The organism is Streptosporangium sp. NPDC000563, from assembly GCF_040299985.1.
Classification (GTDB): Bacteria; Actinomycetota; Actinomycetes; order Streptosporangiales; family Streptosporangiaceae; genus Streptosporangium.
Genome location: NZ_JBEPDA010000015.1, coordinates 67,590 through 88,088 on the forward strand (window position 1 = coordinate 67,590; position 20,499 = coordinate 88,088).

At 71.5% G+C, this 20,499-nt stretch carries 20 protein-coding genes; 12 read left to right on the forward strand and 8 right to left on the reverse strand.

The window, feature by feature from the left end; genetic code table 11:
- The first annotated feature begins 49 nt into the window (after positions 1-49).
- Together ABT352_RS27755 and ABT352_RS27760 are read left to right on the forward strand one after the other, a co-directional pair.
- On the forward strand, positions 50-679 hold the full coding sequence (locus ABT352_RS27755) for a TetR/AcrR family transcriptional regulator (RefSeq protein WP_350947877.1): 630 nt from the start codon (positions 50-52) through the stop codon (positions 677-679).
- 144 nt (positions 680-823) lie between these two features.
- A complete protein-coding gene (locus ABT352_RS27760) occupies positions 824-1,054 on the forward strand; it encodes a DUF3107 domain-containing protein (protein ID WP_350947878.1) in 231 nt (76 codons plus the stop codon).
- Positions 1,055-1,580: 526 nt separating this feature from the next.
- Here ABT352_RS27760 and ABT352_RS27765 read toward each other — a convergent pair.
- The gene (locus tag ABT352_RS27765) at positions 1,581-2,231 is read right to left on the reverse strand and encodes a ferritin-like fold-containing protein (RefSeq protein WP_350947879.1); all 651 of its coding nucleotides are present in this window, start codon (positions 2,229-2,231) and stop codon (positions 1,581-1,583) included.
- A 368-nt stretch (positions 2,232-2,599) separates the two neighbouring features.
- On the opposite strand from ABT352_RS27765, the gene ABT352_RS27770 reads away from it, so the two are divergent.
- Both ABT352_RS27770 and ABT352_RS27775 read left to right on the forward strand, forming a co-directional pair.
- Positions 2,600-4,453: a DEAD/DEAH box helicase gene (locus ABT352_RS27770; RefSeq protein ID WP_350947880.1), complete on the forward strand. Its 1,854-nt coding sequence runs from the start codon at positions 2,600-2,602 to the stop codon at positions 4,451-4,453.
- Between the two features lie 112 nt (positions 4,454-4,565).
- Positions 4,566-5,438: an alpha/beta fold hydrolase gene (locus ABT352_RS27775; RefSeq protein ID WP_350947881.1), complete on the forward strand. Its 873-nt coding sequence runs from the start codon at positions 4,566-4,568 to the stop codon at positions 5,436-5,438.
- A gap of 203 nt (positions 5,439-5,641) precedes the next feature.
- On the opposite strand, the gene ABT352_RS27780 is transcribed toward ABT352_RS27775, so the two are convergent.
- The 3 genes from ABT352_RS27780 to ABT352_RS27790 all read right to left on the reverse strand — a co-directional run bounded on the left by ABT352_RS27780 (position 5,642) and on the right by ABT352_RS27790 (position 8,011).
- Positions 5,642-6,559, reverse strand: coding sequence for a RecB family exonuclease (locus ABT352_RS27780; protein WP_350947882.1), 918 nt, complete (start codon positions 6,557-6,559; stop codon positions 5,642-5,644).
- A complete protein-coding gene (locus ABT352_RS27785; protein ID WP_350947883.1) occupies positions 6,560-7,282 on the reverse strand; it encodes an MBL fold metallo-hydrolase in 723 nt (240 codons plus the stop codon).
- Positions 7,283-7,369: 87 nt separating this feature from the next.
- On the reverse strand, positions 7,370-8,011 hold the full coding sequence (locus ABT352_RS27790) for a DUF6758 family protein (protein WP_350947884.1): 642 nt from the start codon (positions 8,009-8,011) through the stop codon (positions 7,370-7,372).
- A gap of 74 nt (positions 8,012-8,085) precedes the next feature.
- Between ABT352_RS27790 and ABT352_RS27795 the strand changes: the two genes are divergently transcribed.
- Positions 8,086-8,484, forward strand: coding sequence for an NUDIX hydrolase (locus ABT352_RS27795; protein ID WP_350947885.1), 399 nt, complete (start codon positions 8,086-8,088; stop codon positions 8,482-8,484).
- Between the two features lie 153 nt (positions 8,485-8,637).
- Here ABT352_RS27795 and ABT352_RS27800 read toward each other — a convergent pair whose 3' ends face one another.
- Positions 8,638-11,643, reverse strand: coding sequence for an exo-alpha-sialidase (locus ABT352_RS27800; RefSeq protein WP_350947886.1), 3,006 nt, complete (start codon positions 11,641-11,643; stop codon positions 8,638-8,640).
- 550 nt (positions 11,644-12,193) lie between these two features.
- Here ABT352_RS27800 and ABT352_RS27805 point away from each other — a divergent pair.
- A complete protein-coding gene (locus ABT352_RS27805; RefSeq protein WP_350947887.1) occupies positions 12,194-12,883 on the forward strand; it encodes a hypothetical protein in 690 nt (229 codons plus the stop codon).
- A complete protein-coding gene (locus ABT352_RS27810) occupies positions 12,883-13,449 on the forward strand; it encodes a DUF6529 family protein (RefSeq protein WP_350947888.1) in 567 nt (188 codons plus the stop codon). The genes ABT352_RS27805 and ABT352_RS27810 overlap by 1 nt, the downstream gene beginning before the upstream one ends.
- Here the strand turns inward: ABT352_RS27810 and ABT352_RS27815 are convergent.
- Positions 13,439-14,380, reverse strand: coding sequence for an HpcH/HpaI aldolase/citrate lyase family protein (locus tag ABT352_RS27815; RefSeq protein WP_350947889.1), 942 nt, complete (start codon positions 14,378-14,380; stop codon positions 13,439-13,441). The two genes, ABT352_RS27810 and ABT352_RS27815, sit on opposite strands and share 11 nt — an antisense overlap.
- Before the next feature lie 238 nt (positions 14,381-14,618).
- Between ABT352_RS27815 and ABT352_RS27820 the strand changes: the two genes are divergently transcribed.
- On the forward strand, positions 14,619-15,194 hold the full coding sequence (locus ABT352_RS27820) for a biotin transporter BioY (RefSeq protein WP_350947890.1): 576 nt from the start codon (positions 14,619-14,621) through the stop codon (positions 15,192-15,194).
- Between the two features lie 60 nt (positions 15,195-15,254).
- Positions 15,255-15,620, forward strand: a complete 366-nt coding sequence (locus ABT352_RS27825) for a hypothetical protein (protein ID WP_350947891.1) — start codon at positions 15,255-15,257, stop codon at positions 15,618-15,620.
- Here ABT352_RS27825 and ABT352_RS27830 read toward each other — a convergent pair.
- Complete coding sequence (locus ABT352_RS27830; protein WP_350947892.1) at positions 15,595-16,539, reverse strand: EamA family transporter; 945 nt, start codon at positions 16,537-16,539, stop codon at positions 15,595-15,597. The two genes, ABT352_RS27825 and ABT352_RS27830, sit on opposite strands and share 26 nt — an antisense overlap.
- Positions 16,540-16,678: 139 nt before the next feature.
- Here ABT352_RS27830 and ABT352_RS27835 point away from each other — a divergent pair, with 139 nt between their 5' ends.
- Positions 16,679-17,923, forward strand: a complete 1,245-nt coding sequence (locus ABT352_RS27835; RefSeq protein WP_350947893.1) for a magnesium transporter MgtE N-terminal domain-containing protein — start codon at positions 16,679-16,681, stop codon at positions 17,921-17,923.
- The gene (locus ABT352_RS27840; protein ID WP_350947894.1) at positions 17,916-18,395 is read left to right on the forward strand and encodes a DUF1003 domain-containing protein; all 480 of its coding nucleotides are present in this window, start codon (positions 17,916-17,918) and stop codon (positions 18,393-18,395) included. Before ABT352_RS27835 ends, ABT352_RS27840 begins: the two co-directional genes overlap by 8 nt.
- Positions 18,396-18,439: 44 nt before the next feature.
- On the opposite strand, the gene ABT352_RS27845 is transcribed toward ABT352_RS27840, so the two are convergent.
- Positions 18,440-18,919, reverse strand: a complete 480-nt coding sequence (locus ABT352_RS27845) for a MarR family winged helix-turn-helix transcriptional regulator (RefSeq protein WP_350947895.1) — start codon at positions 18,917-18,919, stop codon at positions 18,440-18,442.
- Between the two features lie 266 nt (positions 18,920-19,185).
- Here ABT352_RS27845 and ABT352_RS27850 point away from each other — a divergent pair, with 266 nt between their 5' ends.
- Positions 19,186-20,328: an Mrp/NBP35 family ATP-binding protein gene (locus ABT352_RS27850; protein ID WP_350947896.1), complete on the forward strand. Its 1,143-nt coding sequence runs from the start codon at positions 19,186-19,188 to the stop codon at positions 20,326-20,328.
- The last annotated feature ends 171 nt before the right edge of the window (positions 20,329-20,499 follow it).

Here is a 20,499-nt window from a genome sequence, read left to right on the forward strand (position 1 = left end):
CACGCGTAGGATGGCCCCAGACGCCAGGAGCTTGACACGAGGAGACCACGTGACCGCTACCCCGGACGCCAAGCCCCGGGGCACCCGGCTGCCCCGAACAGCTCGCCGCCGCCAGCTGCTCAGCGCGGCACAGGAGGTGTTCGTGGAGAACGGCTACCACGCGGCCGCGATGGACGAGATCGCCGAGCGGGCGGGGGTGAGCAAGCCGGTCCTCTACCAGCACTTCCCCGGCAAGCAGGAGCTCTATCTGGCACTGCTCGACCTGCACGTGGACGACATGATCGCCCGTTGTCGCGACGCCCTCGCCTCCACCACGGACAACAAGCAGCGCGTCCAGGCCGCGATCGGCGCCTTCTTCGACTTCGTCTCCACCCAGGGGGAGGCGTTCCGGCTGGTCTTCGAGTCGGACCTGCGCAACGTCGCCCCGGTCCGCCAGCGCATGGAGCGCAACCTCCGGGAGAGCGCCGAGATGATCAGTCAGGTCATCCAGGAGGACACCGGCTGCTCCAGCGACGAGGCGCGCCTGCTGGGCGTCGGGCTCGTCGGCATGGCCGAGGTCAGCGCCCGTTACTGGATCAGCAGCAACGGCTCCATTCCCAAGGACGCGGCCACCCAGCTCATCGCCCGCCTGTCGTGGCGTGGCATCTCCGGCTTCCCGCGCACCGTCGCCGACCACTGAGATCCCGGTGCCGACGGCGCTCCGGGCCGCAGCCCGGTTGTTCGCTCGCCGCGATCAGCTGTTCGCTTCGCGCGATCAACCGGCGCGTCGTGCCTTCGTTGGGGACACCATGGGGCGAGCAACCCTCATCGAAAAGGGAGCACGATGGAAATCAAGATCGGCGTACGTTCCGTGCACCGTGAACTCGTAGTGGAGACCGACCTCACGGCCGAGCAGCTTGAGGGCGAGGTCAGCGCCGCCCTCTCGTCCGGCAGCGGTGTCCTCACCATCACCGACGTCAACGGCCGAAAGATCATCGTCCCGGTCGCCTCACTCGGCTTCATCGAGATCGGCGAGGAGGAGCCGCGTCCCGTCGGCTTCGGCGGCACGCTCTGACGGATTCCGGGCTCGCGCCAGGTCGTCGTCCCTCGTCGGCATGGCGCGGTCCGCGGATCCGGTGCGAGCGCGCCGCCGGAGCCGGCGGGAGGGGCGCCCCGCTCGGGCACACCCGTTGGCGGGGCGGTTGCCCGGAGAGCACCCCGCTCCCGGCTGCTCCCGGCTGCTCCCGGCTGCTCCCGGCTGCCGTGACCACAGGTGCCGAAGCCTCAGGTGCCCGAGCACTCGTCCCGCTCGCCGAACCCGCAGCAGCGCGGGCGTCTGACGCGGCGCAGATGCTCCCGCCCCCGGCTCACCGCCGGGCAGCCCGCACCTCCCCTGCGCAGCACGGGACGCGAAGTCCAGCGGTTCGGCCCACATCTCGTCAAGGAACTGCCATAGCGGCGCGAGGCCCTCATGTCTCGCACGCTACAGCTGTTCACCGCCTCGCGTGTCGTGATCCGCCGACCGGCTTCCCCTCTCCGCCACCGGCGAACAGGCTCGGAGGCGATCGAAGGCCCCGGGCCCGGCACGTGCGGGAAGCCCGTCAGGGACCCGGGGTGAGCCCCAGGGCGGCCATCCGCCGGCCGTGCTTCTCGCTCAGCCGGGAGAACATCCGGCTGATGTCCTCTCCCACCGCCTCCACCAGCAGGGCCGCGAGCTCCGGTCTGGCCGCGGCCACGTGCTGCCCCTGGCTCAGTGCCTCTCCCACCATCCGCCTCGCCCACAGCGCGAGCCGTCCCGCCTGCTTGGGATCCTCGGAGAGCGCCGCACGGACCCGCTCGACGGCGAACTGCGACCGTCCCTCGTCCGTGAGGACCTCGTCGACGAGCTCCCGCGTCTCGTCGTCCACACCGACGGCCGCCTCGCGGTAGAAGTCGAGCGCGATCCCGGTGCCGACGTACGCCTTGACCAGGGCCTCCAGCCAGTCTCCCGGGAAGGTCTGGGCGTGCCAGTCGTCCAGCGGCCCGGTGAACGGCGCCATCGCCTCCTCGGGGTCCACGCCCAGGGAGGTGAGCCGGTCGCGGAGCAACTCGAAGTGCGCGTACTCCGCCGCCGCGAGGCCGCCGAGGGCGGCCTGATCGGTCAGCGAGGGGGCGTACCTGGTGGCGTCCTCGGCGAGCCTGAGGAACGCGGTCAGCTCGGCGTAGGCGAGGACGCCGAGCAGGTCGGAGACGCCGGGAGGGGAATCGCTCATGGAGGCAGCCTACGAGTTCGGCGGCCTCACGATTCACCGGGAATACGAAGAAATCGGTTCTCCGTTGTGGTATCGAGTACACTGCTCTGTGAAAGTGCGACCGCACCGTGTTAATCCGGGATATCCACGCCCGGACGCCCCCAAAAGTCGGCGTGACGCCGCAGCGGTCGCTGATGACATGAGAGGGCTGGACCTTCCGCGAGGACCCGGCACGGGGACACGTTTTCTGCCCGTGGTCCCGGCAGGCCTGCCTTCAACGGAGATTTAGGCAGGCCAAGCTGACGACGTTCCGAGACCTCGGAGTCACCCCAGAGATCGCCGATGCCCTTGAGACCGAGGGCATCATCGCGCCGTTCCCGATCCAGGAAATGGCACTCCCCCTGGCCCTCAACGGCCAGGACATCATCGGCCAGGCGCGCACCGGCACCGGCAAGACCTACGCCTTCGGCGTGGCGATGCTGCAGCGGGTCGGCAAGCCGAGGAAGAACCGCAAGAAGCCCCGCGGGCTGGTCGTCGTACCGACCCGCGAGCTCGCCGTCCAGGTCACCGAGGACCTCGTGACGGCGGCCGGCAAGCTCGGCTCGCGGATCCTCACCGTGTACGGCGGGCGCGCCTACGAACCCCAGATCGAGGCGCTCAAGCAGGGCGTCGACGTCATCGTCGGCACCCCGGGCCGCCTGCTCGACCTGGTCAAGCAGAAGCACCTCGACCTCAGCCAGATCGGGACCCTCGTCCTGGACGAGGCCGACCGGATGCTCGACCTGGGCTTCCTGCCCGACATCGAGCGCATCATCAAGCTCATCCCGGCGGAGCGGCAGACGATGCTGTTCTCCGCGACCCTGCCGGGCGAGATCGTCGCCCTGTCCAGGCGTTACCTCACCCGCCCCACCCACGTGCGGGCGGAGAACAACGACGCCGAGGCCGAGGCGACCCCGCAGACGACCCAGTTCGTCTGGCGGACGCACCGGATGGACAAGATCGAGATCGTCGGCCGCCTGCTGCAGTGCGAGGGCCGCGGTCTCACCATGATCTTCTGCGAGACCAAGCGCGCCTGCGACATGGTCGTCGAGCAGCTCAAGGAGCGTGGCTTCGCCGCCGCGGCCGTCCACGGCGACCTCGGCCAGGGCCAGCGTGAGCAGGCCCTGCGGGCCTTCCGCAACGGCAAGATCGACGTGCTGGTCGCGACCGACGTCGCGGCGCGCGGCATCGACGTCGACGACGTCACCCACGTCGTCAACTACGACTGCCCGCAGGACGAGAAGGCGTACGTCCACCGGATCGGCCGCACCGGCCGGGCCGGCAAGACGGGCGTCGCGGTGACCTTCGTCGAGTGGGAGGACCTCACTCGCTGGAAGGTCATCAACAACGCGCTCTCGCTCCCCTTCCCCGAGCCGGTCGAGACCTACTCGACCTCCCCGCACGTCTTCAGCGACCTGGGCATCCCCGAGGGCACCAAGGGCGTGCTGCCGCGCGCCAACCGCTCCCGGGCGGGTCTGGCCGCCGAGGAGGTCGAGGACCTCGGCGAGACGGGGCGCATCCGCTCCCGTCCGTCCCGCAAGGGGCGCGAGGACGATCGCGAGGAGCGTCGCGAGCGTCCCGCGCGCACGTCCCGCGAACGCCGTCGCACCCGTGGCGGCCGTAGCGGCGGGGAGGTTTCCGCGCCGGTCGCGGACGAAGGACTCCAGTCCCCTGTCGTCGAGATCGCCGAGGTGGAGGCGGATGTGGCAGCCCCCAGGGACATCCGTGACGAGCAGCCCGAGGCCGCGCCCCGCAGGGGCAGGGCCCGCAAGGCGGGGCTGAACCCCGAGGTGAGCCTCACCGGCACGTCCGAGGCTCCGGTTCACCCCGAGCCCGTCGCGGAGGAGCCGGTTCGCCGGCAGCGCCGCGCCCGCCGCGAGCAGGTGGCGGACGTCCCCGCGGCTCCGCAGACCCCTTCGGCCCCGCCTCGGGCCGACGAGCGGGTCGCGGCGTTCGCTGAGCCCAGAGAGGACGACATCGTGGCGGAGCGCTGGGACGACGAGCCCGTGGCCGAGGCTCCCGCGCCCCGGCCTCAGCCCGAGAAGATCATTCCTCCGAGCCCGTTCTCGGTGATCTTCAAGTCCCCGGACCTGGCGTCGGACGATGACGAGATCGCCCCCTCGGCGGCCTCGGAACGCGTGCAGAGCCGCCGCCGGCCGCCGGTACGCAACGGTCAGCAGCGAGGATCGCGTCGCCCCAACTAGCAAGTACCACCATGAAAAGGGGCGCGACCATATCGGTAGCGCCCCTTTTCACGCTCCCGGCCCCTCGCGGACGCACGGAGCGCAGTCACCAAGAGAGGTATCGTGGGGCCACGTGAGTACGCCGCGTTTTCTGACCCTGCCTCCTGGCGTCCGCTCTCGCCAGATCGAGACGGCGGTGGGCTCCTTCGCCGTCCTGGAGGCCCTGCCCGTCAGCGGCATCCCGGAGCGATGGCCCGCCCTGCTGGTGCCCGGCCTGACCGGCAGCAAGGAAGACTTCATCGCGGTCCTGCAGACTCTCGCGCAGTCGGGTCGCCAGGTCGTCGCGATCGACATGCGCGGCCAGTTCGAGACGAACGGCCCTGACGACAGGAGCGCCTACACCCGCGCCGCGCTCGGCAACGACGTCGACGTCCTGGCCCAGGTGATCGGCCACGGGGGTCCGATCCACCTGGTGGGCCACTCGTTCGGCGGCCTGGTCACCCGGGAGGCGGTCATCGACGGCCGCACCCGGTTCGTGTCCTACACGCTCATGAGCTCCGGGCCGGCCGCGATCGTCGGGCCCCGCGAGCGCGCGGGCCGCTTCATGATCTCGGAGCTGCCCGAAGTCGGTCTCGAACACCTGTGGCACACCCGGCTGGAGCCCGATGCCCTCGCCTCCGGGGTGTCCGACGAGATCATCGCCTTCCTGCGCAAGCGGCTGTTCGCCAACTCGACCGTCGGCATGCTCACGATGACCAACGAGGTGCTCACCGCGCCCGACCGGTGCGACGAGCTCACCCAGGTCGAGGTCGACACCCTGGTCCTGTACGGCGAGCACGACGACGGCTGGCCGCCGCGCATGCAGGCGGAGATGGCCCGCCGCCTGGACGCCGAGTGCGTGGTCGTCCCCGGCGCGGCCCACTCTCCCGCGGTGGAGGCACCGGAGACCACGGCCGCCGCCCTCATCCGCTTCTGGAACGCCGCCGAGAGCCGTCTCAGGAGCTGACCCCGCCAGGTGCCCGGCGGGTGGCGTCGGGTCGTCGCGTGACCCCTTCGAACGGCGTCCCGGGTGAGCGGGTGCCGCCCCGGCGAAGGCGCGCGACGTCGAGCCCTGTCGTTCGGGCGCGGGGCCGGTGAGACGGCCCTCGCCTTCAGCGCGGGGGATCCCTCGGCTTCAGCGCGGGGGATGCCGTCGCCGAGTCCTCGCCGTCAGTCGGAGAGGGCCGCCCAGGGCTCGCGCTCGGTGCCCGCAGCCTGCCCCTCGGGACAGTGGCGGCGGAAGTCGCACCAGGAGCACAGGGGTCCCGTACGGGGTGGGAAGGCAGCGTCGATCTCGGGGGGCACGACGGGCGGGGCCTGGTCGCCGCCGCGCGCCTTCGTCGAGCCGGCTGTCGGGGCGGCTCCCTTGGGCCGGGCCGTGGCCGACCACTCCTTGTAGCGCTCGTCGGCGCCGGACGCCTCGACGGCGATCTCCTCGGCGTGGCCCAGGTGGCGGGCGAGCGACTCGTCGGTGTGCTCCCACTCCACGATCGAGGCGGTCGGCAGGTGGTGGAGCTCGACCCGGTGGCAAGGGCGGCGCATCATCCGGGAGGAGGCGATGGCGTAGACCGCCAGCGCGAGCGAGGAGCGGGCGTCGTCGGTGGTGAGCGGGCGTCTGCCGGTCTTGTAGTCGACCACGACCAGCTCCTCGCCGCGCCGGTCGAGCCGGTCCACCCGGCCGGAGAGCGCGACGACGGAGGTGCGTGTGGCGACCGTACGCTCGACGCCGACCGGCTCGGCGGAGGGGTCGAGGCTCGCCACGTATCCGCTGACCATCTCCCTGGCCCGATCCCGCCAGGTCCGCGACTGCTCCGCGTCGCGGAACCCCTCGTTGATCCATCCCCTGGTGAGCAGGCTTCCCGCGACCTCGGGCGTACGCCGCTCGGGCGGCTCACGCCACCAGGCGGCGAGGGCGTTGTGGACGCTGGCGCCCACGCTGTTGTGCGCCCACGCCGGGCCCTTCCGCGGCGCGGGCCGGTCCAGGTAGGTGAACCGGTAGCGGCGGGGGCAGTCGAGCCAGTTGTTCAGCCGCGACGGCGTACAGGCGTAGAGCCGCCGCGGCATGCCCTCCAGGGGAAGCTGATCCATTTAGAGCTGTTCGTCCCGGAGGTTCAGCCGGATTCCCGCCGCGCGCGTGCCGTCGGTGAGCGGACCCTCCTCTTCCGGCGCCTCGGGGCCGCGGGTCAGCGATCCGGAGAGCCAGGCGTCGAACTGGGGCTCCAGGTCGCCGATGGTCGTCTCCTCCCCGTGCGCGGGCAGCACCCGGGTGCTGTGCGGCAGGGTGAACAGCCGCCCGCCGATCGCCGTCAGCTGGTCGGCCAGGGCGGGATACTCACCGCCGATCCTGCCGGGGCCGTCGGCCTGGAGGGTCTTGCCGGTGAAGACCGCGTCCAGGGCCTCGCAGTACAGCGAGACACCACCCTGGGAGATGCCGGGGGTGGACATGACCTCCAACTGGACGCCGCCGACCTCGAACAGGCCCTCGTCCTCCATGTCGATGTCGGGCCAGGTGTCGGGCCAGGTCAGCCGCCACAGCGGCCGGTCCTTCGGGTGAAGGGCGACCACCGCCTCGTCCCTGGCCGCGACCTCGATGGCCGCGCCCACGTGGTCGGGCAGGCCGTGGGTGCAGATGATCGCCAGCACCTCCCGCTCGCCGACCTTCTCCAGGATCTTCTCCGCGTCGCGCGCGGCGTCGATGACGATGACATCCTCGTCGTCACCCAGGATCCACGTGTTGTTCTCGACCTTGTGCTCGACGCCGTCGACATCGACGACGCCCTCGGTCACCACTCGCTCGATACGCGCTGTCACGCTTCCGAACTTTACTGCCTACACCCGCCCTCCGGTTCGGACAGAACGGTCAAGGCTCCGAACAAAGGGGACGCGAGCGGGCGAGTGTCAGGACGCCGGGACGTCCAGACGCGGGGAGAACGCCCCGAAGGGCAGGTCAAGGGCCTGGTCCTGGTCGCGCAGATCGCGCAGGGAGAGCTCGGCGAGGGTGATGAGGTAACCGGCCTCCGGGGGCCACACGACCGCCCAGAGCCAGTTTCCCAAAGCCTCACCGGCGTAGACGGCCCGGTCGGGGGCGGCGGTGACGCACCACAGGGAGCACGGATGGCCCCTGACGTCGATCTTGGCGTGCGGCGGGCCCTGGTCGAACCCGGTGCCGGGGTCGGTGCCCTCCAGCCCCGCGAACGCCGCGCCGAGCCCCACCCCGGGCTCCTCCGCGATGATCAGCAGGTCGGCGGGACCATAGGTCAGCGAGGGACCGGAGACCGCGACCACGGTGGCCCGCGTACCGCTGCGCTCGTCGCCCGCCTCGGCGAATCCCGTGACCAGCCACCCCGTGGGCAGCGGCCAGGGAACCCAGGCGGGGACGCGGGAGTCTCGGGTGACGGCCTCCACCGCGGCGGACGACGGAGGTCTGGGTGGCTGGAACGGCAGGACATCGCCGTGCGGACCGCATCTCCAGGAGCTTGACCAAGCACTCGGCGGACGAAGCGGGCCGAAACACCGTGGACAGACAGGGGCGGCTTTCACGCCTACCCACGCTGCTTCTTGTACGGGTCATCCGTCAAGAGGTTGGGGCGTTATCACAACGTAATCTTGTTCACGTGCGCGTAAATTGTGTTGGAGCGATCGTCCTCGACGGGTCGGGGCGGATGCTTCTGGTGCGTCGTGGCCACCCGCCGGGCGAAGGCCTGTGGTCCGTCCCCGGAGGGCGGGTCGAGTCCGGGGAGTCCGACTCCGAGGCGGTCGTGCGGGAGGTCCTTGAGGAGACCGGGCTCACGGTCGTTCCCGGACGTCTGGCCGGGACCGTCGACCGCCCCGGTCCCGGTGACACCGTCTACGAGATCCGCGACTACCTCGCCGAGGTCTCCGGCGGCACGCTCGCCGCGGGGGACGACGCCGCGGACGCCCGCTGGTTCACCCGCGAGGAGCTCGCGCGCCTCCCCCTCACCCCCGGCCTGCTGGACGCGCTGACCGAGTGGGCGGTCATCGCGCCGGGGTGAAGCGCCACGGGACCGCCGCGAGCGCCACGCGGCCCGGGAGCGCCGGGCGACGCGGGTGAGCGCGTGGCGCCGCGGTTTCCCGTCATCGTGACGAGGTGAGCGTAGAACGCCACAGGGTGAGGTGGTCCGCACCGTACGTGGTGGAGCCTCCTGTCATCGTGACGAGGTGAGCGTGGAACGCCACAGGGTGAGGTGGTCCGCACTGTAGGTGGTGGAGCGGCCCAGGGCGACGACCTGGGCTCCGGAGACCGCCACCGCGCCGAGCCACTGGGTGCCCTCGCCGTCCAGGCTGCCCTGGCTGGGGGTGTGGCGCTGCCAGTTGAGGCCGTCCTCCGAGGTCCAGGCCGCGCTGTCGCCGGCCCCCGCCACCCCGTGCCAGCCGACGGCCACCACACCCTCGGGTGTCGCGGCGAGATCCTGGACGGCGGACGCCCGGTCCGTGGGGAACCAGGAGAACTCCCAGCTCGCCCCGTTGTCGTCGGAGACCGCGCCGAACGCCTTCCTGCCCTCCTCGGTCTGTGCCGTGCCCGCCGCGACGACGTACCCGCCGTACAGGACCACGTGCCGCAGGCCCGCGGACGTCGCCCCCGGCGGCAGGACCGGCTTGCGCGCGGTCCAGTTGACCCCGTCGGCCGACACCCACACCACGCCGGTCTCGCGCTCGGCCGTACCGGTGCCGCCGACGGCGACGTACCCGGACGAGGTCGCCGAGACGTCGTACAGCCGCACCCCCGTACCGCCCGCGGGAAGCTTGGACGCCCTGGAGAAGCGCTTGAGGTCGGCGGAGAACCACAGGACGGGCACGGTGGCGGCGGGGCCGCGGTCCTCGCCCGCCATGACGTAGCCGGACGGCCCCGCCGCCACCGCGTGCGGGGCGAGGAAGTCGTGGTCGCCCGCCGGCGCGAGGGGTCCGAGCACCGGCACCCTGCGCCAGCTCTCGCCGTCCGCGGAGGTGAACAGCAGGGGCTCGGTGGAGGAGGCGTCGGTCATCGTGCTGCCCGCCGCCAGCCAGCCCCGCCTGCCGTGCGCGACGTCGGCGAGCGCCTGTCGCCTCGGGCCGCCGAAGAGCCGCGCGGGGCCGCCCGGCTTCCAGGCTTCTCCGGCGGCGCTGCTCCAGATCCCGGCGTCGCCGGAGACGGTGCCCACCGCGACGAACCTGCCGTCCCCCGACGCCACCCTGGCCGTCTCGCGGGCGGCTCTGGCGAGGCCCTGGATGCCGCTCAGCGGGACCGGCCTCGCCTCGCCCCCCTTGGGCGCGGTGATGAGGACCACCCGGTTGTCCACGTCGGCGGCGCGTTCGTCGCCGCCGACGACGAGCGTGCCGGTGTCGGACAGCGCGAGCGCGCGCAGCGAGCCGGGCACCTCGCCGAGATCGGTGGTCTTGCTCCAGTCGCGGCCGTCCTCGCTGGTGTGGACGGTGTAGCGCTCGAAGCCGGACTCGACGACCGCGGCCACCCCCGCCGAGGAGGAGGCGAGGCGCTTGACACCCGTGCCCTCCTGCCCCAGGCCGGTGATGGCGCCGCAGGCCTTCCAGTCGGCACCCTCCTTGGAGCAGTAGACGCGGACCTCGCCCTTGTCGCTGCGCTGCTGGGTCGGTACGAGGACGAACCCGTCGCCGGCCACGGCCAGCGCGCCCGGCTCGGGGATGACGTCGTTGAGCGCGGCGCCGGTGCGCTGCCAGTTCCTGCCGCCGTCGGACGAGCGCAGGATGACCGAGGTGGACTGCCCCTGGGCCGGGTCCGCCAGCGCGACGACGGCGCCGCCCCTGGCGACCACCGCCTTCATGCCGCGCACCTTGTCCGGCATGCCGATCTCCCGGGTCTCCACCCGGTCCCAGGCGCGCCCGTCCGAGGAGACCCAGGCGACGGCCCCGGTGGTGCCGTCGTCCAGTACGGCGGCGCCGACCGCGACGAACCCGGAGTCGGTCCTCGCCAGATCCATGATCTTGTCCCCGCGGGCGAAGGCGTCCAGCTCGCCGGGGTCGGCCGCGGTCCAGGCGTAGCCGTCGGAGCTGGTCCACAGGCCGTGCCCGCCGCCGAGGGGGTCGTTCCCGGCCGCCAGCCAGAGGCCGTCGCCGCCCGCCACCCGGCCCACCGTGGTCGGCCCCGTCTCGTACCCCTCCGGGCCGGTCACCTTGCCCAGCTGCCAGGTCGTGCCACCGTCGGGGGAGACGAGGAACAGCGGCCTGGGGACCGGGCTGGTGGTGTCGCTGCCGACCGCGACCATGACGGAACCCACCGAGGCCACCGCGTTGAGCACCTGGTTGGATCCGTTGCCGCCGACACCGGCCTGCGGCACGAAGTTGTCGTCGCCCGACGTCACCTCGTCACCGACCAGCCGGAGTCCGGTGGCGAACGGGCTGCTCACCCAGCCCCACAGGACCAGGCCGCCGCCGACCGCGACGGTGAGGACCAGGACCATCAGGAACGGGATCACCAGACCACGGCCGCGCCTGCGCCTGGTCGGGCTGGAGCGGCGCACGGCGGAGGGCGCGGTGGCCGGGCGGTGGTGCCGCCCGCCGTTCGTCCCCCGCCTGCCCGGCGGGCCCTGCGCGACGAGCATGTCGGGCCTGGCGGGCCTGCCGCCCGGTGGGCGCCCCACTCTTCGTACGGGCTCGAAGTCGTCCTCGGCCGTCGCGGAGGGCCACTCGGGCTCGGGTTCGGGTTCGGACGCCGGCCCGGACGGCGCTCCGCGCTCGGGTCCGGGCTCCGGCGCCGGTTCCGGTGTCGCCGCGATGCTCGGCTCGACCCTGATCCGCTCCTCGGCGGAGGGCTGCGAGGACTCCTTTCTCCCGCTCCCTCCCGGTTCGCGGGGCGGCCCCGAGGCGACGAGGAGGTCGGGGCGATCCGCCCTTCTCCTCCTCCCGCGCTCTGGAGCCGGTCCTGAGGCGACGAGAAGGTCGGGACGGTCCGCCAGCCGCGGCCGCCCCTGATCGGGCGTGGCGTGGCGTCCCTGCCCCGCTGACCGCTCCTCCTCGCCCGAGGGGTCGGCGGAGGTCTCCGGCGCGGGCGAGGGGCCAGAGGACTGGGAGGAGGGGCCGTAGGGGCGGGCGTACGGTCGGCGGCGCTCGCTCCCGAGTCCTTCGGGGCGGGCCTGCTGCGGCTCGCCGTCGTCCGGGGTCGGCGCGGCGAACGGCGGGAGCATCCACGGGGAGGCCATCGGACGCCCTCGCGTGCCGTCGTCCGAGGGGCCTGGCGGGGAGTGCTGGATCGTCGGCGGTGACGTCTGGGGCTCCTGGGACCTGCCTTCGTGTATAGCGTCGTCGTGCACGCCGTCGTCGTCCGCCGGCCACTCTTGCGAGCGCGGGTCGTGGGGGCCCGAGGCCACGCTCAGCACCTCCTTGCAGGAAGCCCATTCAGACCGGGACAACTCGCCCCGGACCGTTCCAGTCGTCTCCGTAACAGCAGGCCGCAACCCCTATGGATGCGGCAAATCGCAGCGTTCCTACTAGTACCCCGTTCTCCGGAAACGATCACCTCCCGCGACCGGATACCCGGTCCCCGGCCGTACACAGTCAAGAGCAACACGTCCGGGCCGCGATGACGAGACCTCTCTAGTCAGATTTTTCAATCCAGTACCGGAATTATCCGGCTTTCTCGTAGTTCGGCGAGGATCCAAGATCGTCCTTCCGAGTGCGGATTAGTTCACAGACGCCCGGAACCACGGCCGGTACATCTGATGTCACCATTCACCACCCCAGGGAGCGAATATGACACGGCTGGGGCCCGTATACACACTGGCGGCAGGAGCGGTGATGGCCGTCGCCCTCGGCGTGGCCAGCGCCACCACCTCGCCCGCCACCCGGACCGTCAACGCCCAGGACGACGCACGGCCCGTCGACGTCCAGGACGACGCACCCGCCACGCCCGCCCGGGCCGCCACGGAGGCGTCGCCCACGCCGGAGGTCGTCAAGACGGCCAGGCCCACCCCCGCCAAGGCCGACTACGCCGGGCGGGTCACCGGCAACGGCGGCCTGATCGCCGTCTCCGTCAGGAACGGCAAGGCGGTCGGCTACTTCTGCGACGGCAGGATCGAGGCCTGGATGAAGGGCAGGGCCGCCGACGGCAAGGTCACCCTGTCCGGCCGCGGCGACGCCTCGCTCACCGCCCGTCTCAGCGGCGGCGTCGCCGCGGGAACCCTCGGTTTCGGCGGCAGGAAGTGGAGCTTCAAGGCTCCGACCGTGAAGAAGCCCTCCGGCCTCTACCGGGCGACCGCGCTCGTCCGCGGCGCCGACGTCCGCGCCGGATGGATCTATCTCGACGACGGCACCAGGGTCGGCCTCACCCTCGTGGGCGACGAGGTCGCCGACGTGCCGATCCCCGAGCCCGGCGAGAACGCCGTCGTGGACGGCGTGGAGGTCGATCCCCGGGACGTCGACGAGTTCATCGAGGAGTTCTGATGAGTGACACGCAGATCACACCGGTCCCGCAGCGGCGGGCCAACAACGTCGCCCCGCTCCTCGTCCCGCTCGTCGTCGGCGGGCTGGTGGCGGTCGGGCTCGGCGTCTACGGGCGGGTCCACACGCCCACCGGGTACGCGATCGGGCCGGCCGGATTCTCCGGGGCGCTGGCGATGAAGTCCTGGCTCACCACCGGCGCGTTCCTGCTGGCGTTCGTCCAGCTCTTCTCCGCCCTGGTCATGTGGGGCCGGATCAAGCTGGACGTGCCGTGGATCGGTGCCCTGCACCGCTGGTCGGGGCGGGCGGCGTTCCTGCTCACGATCCCGGTGGCACTGCACTGCCTGTACGCGCTGGGCGCCCAGTTCGACGTGCCGCGCGTGATGATCCACTCACTGCTCGGCTGCTTCTTCTACGGCGTCTTCACCGCGAAGATGCTGTCGCTGCCCAGGCGGGGTCTGCCCGGCTGGACCCTCCCTGTCCTCGGCGGGCTCACCTTCGTCGCCCTCACCGGCCTCTGGCTCACCTCGTCGTTCTGGTTCTTCACCACGATCGGGGTCAGGTTGTAGGCGGAGTGAAGGCCGTGGTGCGCCGCAGACCGGCGGCCCTGCCCTTCGCCGCGACCACCAGCGCCATCTTCCTGGACGCCTCGTCGATCATCTCGTCGCCGAGCATGACCGCGCCGCGCCTCTCGACCGTCGTGTAGTACTCGTACGCGTCGAGGATCAACTCGGCGTGGTCGTAGTCCTCCTGCGGCGGCGAGAACACCTCGTTCGCGGCCTCGATCTGGGAGGGGTGGAGCACCCACTTCCCGTCGAACCCGAGCGCCGCGGCCCGCCCCGCCACCCGGCGGAACCCGTCGAGATCCCTGATGGCGAGGTACGGGCCGTCGATGGCCTGCAGGTCGTGCGTCCTCGCGGCCATCAGGATGCGCATCAGGATGTAGTGGTAGGCGTCGCCCTCGGTGTAGCCGGGCGGCTGCTCACCGACCACCAGGGTCCGCATGTTGATCGAGGCCATGAAGTCGGCCGGGCCGAACACGAGCGTCTCCAGGCGTGGGGACGCGCCGCCGATGGCGTCCACGTTGACCAGGCCCCTCGCGTTCTCGATCTGGGCCTCGATGCCGATCCCGCCGACCGGCAGGCCGTTCGCCCTCTCGATCTGGGTGAGCAGCGTGTCGAGCCACATCACCTGGGCCGCGTCCTCCACCTTGGGCAGCATCAGGCAGTCGAGGAACTCCCCCGCGCCCTCCACGACCTCGATGACGTCCCGGTAGGTCCACTGGGTGCCGAGGTCGTTGACCCGGACGACCCTCGTCCTGCCCGACCAGTCACCCTCGCGCAGGGCGGCCACGACGTTCTTGCGCGCGCCCTCCTTGGCGAGCGGCGCGACGGAGTCCTCCAGGTCGAGGAAGACCTCGTCGGCGGGGAGCCCCTGGGCCTTCTCCAGGAATCTGGGGTTGCTGCCGGGCACCGCGAGACACGAACGTCGAGAACGCATGGGGAACACGCTAACGCCCTCGGGGAGGCGGACGGCAGGCCGGGCGGCGCCACGCCCACGCGCCGGGACGAGCCGGGCGACGCCGTGACCTCGGCCGGAACACGCCGGGTGAGGGCGAGGACACCCCTGTGGCCTCCGCACAAAGACCCCGCCCTGTTCTTGGTGATGATCTCGTAGGACCCTTGCCTGAGATGTCAGAAGAATGGACATCAGGAATCTGCCAAGGGAGACACGCACGATGGCAAACGCTTCTTCGGTGGCAAGGCCCGCCGTACTGTCCGACCTCATCCCGGCGTCGCGCGTCCGCGACGTCGCGCTCGTGGTCGGCGGCGCCGCCCTGACGGGCCTGGCCGCGCAGCTGAGCTTCCCGCTGCCCGGCTCACCGGTTCCGGTCAGCGGCCAGACCTTCGCGGTCGTGCTGGTCGGCGCCGCCCTCGGCATGAACCGCGCGACGCTGAGCATGGCGCTCTACATGCTGGTCGGTGTCGCGGGCGTGCCGTGGTTCGCCGACGGCGCCTCCGGCTTCGGCGGGGCGTCCTTCGGATACGTCATCGGCTTCATCCCAGCGGCGGCCATCGTCGGCAAGCTCGCCGAACGCGGAGGCGACCGCACCGTGCCGCGCACGATCGGCACGATGATCCTCGGCAACCTGGTCATCTACGCCTTCGGCCTGCCGGTCCTCATCGCCGTCGCCCAGCTGGATCTCGCCACCGGCCTCGCCCTGGGCGTGGTGCCCTTCCTGCTCGGCGACGCCGTCAAGATCGTCATCGCGGCGGGACTGCTCCCGGCCGCCTGGAAGCTCTCCCGGCGCTGACCCGGCGACGTGTACGGCCTGTATCGCCATTCGGGGAGGCACAGGCCGTACATTCGTCTCATGGGTGTGATCGAGGAGGGCGCGAAGAAGTCGAGTGTCCTGTGGCTGTCGCTGGACCGGCCCCGGCTGGCCTGGCACACCTGGCACGACGGCGCGATCTACCTGGTCACCGGCGGGGGCGAGCAGCCGCTGCCGGGGCTGGCGGAGGCCGGGGAGGTGCGGGTGACGCTGCGCAGCAAGGACAACGGCGGGCGCCTGGTCGCCTTCGACGCCTCCGTGGAGGTGGTGGACCAGGCGAAGGCCCCGGACGCGGTGGCCGCGCTCGCCAAGGAGCGGCTCAACGCCCCCGACGGGGCGAGGCTTCTGGAGCGCTGGGCCACGGTTTCCAAGGTGATACGGCTCACCCCACGCGAGCCGGTTCCCTGACCTCTTCGACGGGTGAGGGCAGCGCGGCCGTGGCCCGCTGCGCCAGGTAGGCGCCGACCAGGACGATCAGGCCACCCGCGATCTGGAAGGGGCCGAGTGCCTCGCCCAGCAGGATCCAGGCGACCACCGCCCCGGCGATGACCTCCAGAGAGGCGACGGTGGAGCCGATCGCGGCCGACAGGCGGCGGATCGCGAGGACGCCGAGGATGTAGGCGGCGGCCGTGGCGACCACGATCAGCCAGATCAGCGCCCCGACGACCGGCAGCGTGTGGCCGCCCTCGGGGGTGGCCGTCCCGCTGATCGCCTCCCAGGGGATGTTCCACGGCTGGGAGAACGGCAGGAGCACCACGGCGGCGCCGAGCAGGCCCCAGGCGATCAGGCCGAGCGGGTCGATGTCGTCGCCGAAACTGTCACTGAGCAGGAAGTATCCGGCGCAGCACGTCATCGCGACGAAGGCCAGCAGCAGGCCCACCGGGTCGAGGGCGAGACCGGACCAGACCTCCACCACGATGCCGAGGCCGACCACGGCGACGACGGCACCGACGAAGGCCGCCCGCGGCAGCCGTACCCGCCGGACGAACCGTACCCAGAGCACCACCAGCACCGGCGAGGTGTACTCGATGAGCAGGGTGACGCCGACCGGCAGCCGGGTGATCGCCGCGAAGAACAGCGCCTGCACACCGGCGACCGCGACCACCGCGTACACCAGGAGGAACGGCAGCCGCGAGCGGGGGATGCGCAGGGCCGCGGGCCGGGCGACCGCGAGGATGCCGACGAGCAGCAGCCCGGCGCCCGCCATGCGGATCCAGACCGCCTCCAGCGGGGCGAGTCCCGCCGCGCCCAGATATCTGGCCATGGGACCCGAGAAGGCGAAGGCCAGGGACGACGCGAGCGCGATCAGGAGTCCTGCACGTCTCATGACCCACCATTTCTGTAATTACCGTTAAGCAGCTTTGATGCTGTCACGGTGGGGCGTCGGGCAGCAAGTGAGTTCCGCCATGTGAGCAGGGGAGCATGGCGGGGACCGGTCGGTCCGGGATGCGGCCTACGCTTCAGATGTGAGGATCTTCATCGCACGTCTCGCCGGAACCCCGGTCTTCGACCCCGTGGGGGACCAGATCGGCCGGGTCCGCGACGTGGTGGTGGCCATCGCCGGAAGCGATCCGCCGCACGTTCACGGGCTGGTCGTCGAGGTGCAGCCCCGGCGGAGGGTCTTCCTGCCGATCACCCGGATACGCTCCGCCAAGGCCGGCGCCGTCGTCTTCAGCGGCCAGCTCAACATGCGCAGGTTCGAACAGCGGGCGACCGAGACCCTCGCCATCACCGAGCTGCTCGACCTCGGCGTGGAGGTCGACGGCGAGCGGATGACGGTCCTGGATCTGGCCATGGAGGAGACCAGGCGCTCGGAGTGGCTGATCACCAAGGTGGCGGTGATCGAGAGCCCTCCCGGCCTGGGGCTGCGCCGGCGCGGCGCGACCAGGATCGTCGACTGGCGCGAGGTCCACGGCTTCGGCGCCGTCCAGAAGGACCAGGGCGCGGCCAACCTGCTGGTCGCCTTCGAGTCGATGCGCGCCGCCGACCTGGCCGGCGCCCTGCACGAGTTGCCCGCCAAGCGGCGGGTCGAGGTGGCCGCCGCCCTCGACGACGTACGGCTCGCGGACGTGCTCGAGGAACTTCCCGAGCGGGACCAGATCGGCATCCTGAGCAGGCTCGCCCCCGAGCGGGCCGCGGACGTGCTGGAGGAGATGAACCCCGACGACGCGGCCGACCTGCTCCAGGACCTCCCCGCCGAGCAGGCCGAGGCGCTGATGGCCCTGATGGAGCCCGAGGAGGCCGCACCGATCAGGCGGCTGCTGATCTACCCGGAGAACACCGCGGGCGGCATGATGACGAGCGAGCCGGTCATCCTGCCGCCGAGCGCGACGGTCGCCGAGGCACTCGCCAACATCCGCCAGCGCGAACTCACCCCGGCCGTGGCCGCGCAGGTCTACGTGACCCGGCCGCCCGTCGAGACGCCCACCGGCCGCTTCCTCGGCCTGGCCCACTTCCAGCGGCTGCTGCGCGAGCCGCCCTCGACCCTGCTCGGCGGCATCCTGGACACCTCCCTCGACCCGATCAGGCCCTCCTTCACCCTGCACCAGGTCACCTCCTACCTGGCCAACTACAATCTCGTGGCGGCTCCCGTGGTGAACGAGGCGGGACGCCTGGTCGGCGCGGTCACCGTCGACGACGTGCTCGACCACCTGCTGCCGGACGACTGGCGCGAGCGGGACGACCGACCGAGAGAGGGCGGGAATGGCTGACCGTCTCGACCAGCCCAGGCAGCCCGGCCTTCGGTTGCGCCCGCACTACGACCCCGAGGCGTTCGGGCGGCTGTCGGAGCGGATCGCCCGCTTCCTCGGCACCGCCAGGTTCCTGGTCTACATGACGGTTTTCGTCACCGTCTGGGTGCTGTGGAACGTCCTCGTCCCCCACACGCTGAAGTTCGACCCCTACCCCTTCATCTTCCTCACGCTGATCCTGTCGCTCCAGGCCTCGTACGCGGCGCCGCTGATCCTGCTCGCCCAGAACCGGCAGGACGACCGCGACCGGGTCCAGAACGAGAACGACCGCAGGGCGGCGGAGCGCAACCAGGCCGACCTGGACTACCTCACCCGGGAGATCGCCGCCCTGCGCATGGCGCTCGGCGAGGTGGCCACCCGCGACTACATCCGTTCGGAGCTGCAGCGTCTGCAGGAGGATCTCGCCGAGCCCCAGAGGTCCATGGAGCCGTGAGCCCGCGCTCCGGCCGGGCAGGCGAAGGCTCAGCAGGCGAGGGCTCAGTACGGGTCGGTGCCGGAGCCGGGAAAAAGCTTGTTCAGCATGGCCGCGCACCGCCGCAGCTCGTCGGGGTCGAGCATGTCCAGGAACTGGCCGCGGATCCCGCGCAGGTAGGTGGGGCCGGCCTCGGCCAGCCGCGCGGCCCCCTCGTCGGTGAGGACGGCGAACAGGCCGCGCGCGTCGCTGGGGCACGCCTCGCGCTCGACCAGGCCGTCGCGCTGGAGACGATCGATGAGCCGGGTCAGGCCGCTGCGCGACAACAGCACCCTGTCCGCCAGGTCGTTCATCCTCAGCCGCCGCTCGGGCGCCTCCGACAGCTGCGACAGGACCTCGTACGAGGCCAGGGCCAGGTCGTGCTCGACCAGCAGGTCGGCCTCCAGCACCCGGGTGATGCGGACCTGGGCCCGCTGGAGCATGCGCCAGACCACCAGCTCCTCCGAGCCGGTGCTCCCTCTTGACTCGCCCGCTGTGAGGGTCACGGAGTAACCTTAGAACGTTGCACGTGCACCTACACAGCGGATTGTCCGAATCCAGCGACCATCACCGGTTTCGGAATTCCTTCCGGTGTTCTCGGGTTCATACCATGGACTTACGACGCCGACCGCTCCCTGACGGGATCGGCCTCCTGCCAAGCCATACGGGCGCCACGACGGGCAGGGCCCGCCTGTGAGACGCCTCATCGATAACAGACAAGGAGGGACGGCATCCTCGTCGCCCCCGGGGTGACGTGATTGCCGACACTTCGATGGCACCTACCACGGAACTGGTGATGGCCGCCCTCGCGACCGTCAACGACCCTGAGATCCGTCGGCCGATCACCGAACTCGACATGGTCAAGAGCGTCGACATCTCCCCCGAGGGAGCCGTACGTGTCGCGATCTACCTGACGGTCTCGGGTTGTCCCATGAAGGACACCATCACCCGAGACGTCACCGGCGCCGTCTCCAAGGTCGACGGAGTGACCGGTGTCTCCGTCGAGATGGACGTGATGAGCACCGAGCAGCGCAAGACGCTGCAGACCAAGTTGCGGGGCGCGAAGGGGCCGGAGAAGGAGATCCCCTTCGCCCAGCCCGGCTCGCTGACCCGTGTCTTCGCGGTCGCCTCGGGCAAGGGCGGCGTCGGCAAGTCGTCCGTCACCGTCAACCTGGCCGCCGCGATGGCCGCGAGCGGTCTGAAGGTCGGCGTCGTCGACGCCGACATCTACGGCCACAGTGTGCCGCGCATGCTCGGCGTCTCCGAGCGCCCCACCAAGGTCGAGGACATGATCATGCCGCCGGTGGCGCATGACATCAAGGTCATCTCGGTCGGCATGTTCAAGCCGGAGGGCAACACCCCGGTCGTGTGGCGTGGCCCGATGCTCGACCGTGCCCTGCACCAGTTCCTCGCCGACGTCTACTGGGGCGACCTGGACGTGCTTCTGATGGACCTGCCCCCGGGCACCGGTGACATCGCGATCTCCGTGGCGCAGCGGATGCCGTCCGCCGAACTCCTGGTGGTGACCACCCCGCAACAGGCCGCCGCCGAGGTCGCCGAGCGCGCGGGGTCGATCGCCGTCCAGACCCACCAGCAGATCGCCGGTGTCATCGAGAACATGTCGTGGCTGCCCTGCCCGCACTGCGACGAGCGGATCTCGGTCTTCGGCGAGGGCGGCGGCCAGACCGTGGCCGACGCGCTCACCCGCACCCTGGGCTCCCGCGTGCCGCTGCTGGGCCAGGTGCCCATCGACACGCGGCTGCGCGAGGGCGGCGACGAGGGCAAGCCGCTCGTGCTGACCGACCCGGACGCCCCGGCCGCGGCCGAGTTGAGCCGCATCGCCGCGTCCCTCAGCAAGAAGTCGACCAGCCTCAAGGGGCTCCAGCTCGGCATCTCGCCCACCCGGCGCGGCTGAGGCGACCGGGCCGGCCGAGCCAGAGGCCAACGGACCGGTCCCGCGGGACCTGGAGCGGCCTCTCCCGCGACGCGACGACGGCGGCGGGCCCCGCACCCGGGGCGCCCCCGGCGGCCCGGGGGGGGGGCCCCCCGCCCCCCGGAACCGAAAAAAAACCCCAACATAAAAATG

What these genes read in the sequence shown, in the direction of transcription:
- ABT352_RS27760 (WP_350947878.1), top strand. Translation starts at nt 824, where the DNA reads ATGGAAATCAAGATCGGCGTACGTTCCGTGCACCGTGAACTCGTAGTG.
- ABT352_RS27765 (WP_350947879.1), bottom strand. Translation starts at nt 2,231, where the DNA reads ATGAGCGATTCCCCTCCCGGCGTCTCCGACCTGCTCGGCGTCCTCGCC.
- ABT352_RS27770 (WP_350947880.1), top strand. Translation starts at nt 2,600, where the DNA reads ATGGCACTCCCCCTGGCCCTCAACGGCCAGGACATCATCGGCCAGGCG.
- ABT352_RS27780 (WP_350947882.1), bottom strand. Translation starts at nt 6,559, where the DNA reads ATGGATCAGCTTCCCCTGGAGGGCATGCCGCGGCGGCTCTACGCCTGT.
- ABT352_RS27800 (WP_350947886.1), bottom strand. Translation starts at nt 11,643, where the DNA reads ATGGCCTCCCCGTGGATGCTCCCGCCGTTCGCCGCGCCGACCCCGGAC.
- ABT352_RS27805 (WP_350947887.1), top strand. Translation starts at nt 12,194, where the DNA reads ATGACACGGCTGGGGCCCGTATACACACTGGCGGCAGGAGCGGTGATG.
- ABT352_RS27810 (WP_350947888.1), top strand. Translation starts at nt 12,883, where the DNA reads ATGAGTGACACGCAGATCACACCGGTCCCGCAGCGGCGGGCCAACAAC.
- ABT352_RS27815 (WP_350947889.1), bottom strand. Translation starts at nt 14,380, where the DNA reads ATGCGTTCTCGACGTTCGTGTCTCGCGGTGCCCGGCAGCAACCCCAGA.
- ABT352_RS27820 (WP_350947890.1), top strand. Translation starts at nt 14,619, where the DNA reads ATGGCAAACGCTTCTTCGGTGGCAAGGCCCGCCGTACTGTCCGACCTC.
- ABT352_RS27825 (WP_350947891.1), top strand. Translation starts at nt 15,255, where the DNA reads ATGGGTGTGATCGAGGAGGGCGCGAAGAAGTCGAGTGTCCTGTGGCTG.
- ABT352_RS27830 (WP_350947892.1), bottom strand. Translation starts at nt 16,539, where the DNA reads ATGAGACGTGCAGGACTCCTGATCGCGCTCGCGTCGTCCCTGGCCTTC.
- ABT352_RS27840 (WP_350947894.1), top strand. Translation starts at nt 17,916, where the DNA reads ATGGCTGACCGTCTCGACCAGCCCAGGCAGCCCGGCCTTCGGTTGCGC.
- ABT352_RS27850 (WP_350947896.1), top strand. Translation starts at nt 19,186, where the DNA reads ATGGCACCTACCACGGAACTGGTGATGGCCGCCCTCGCGACCGTCAAC.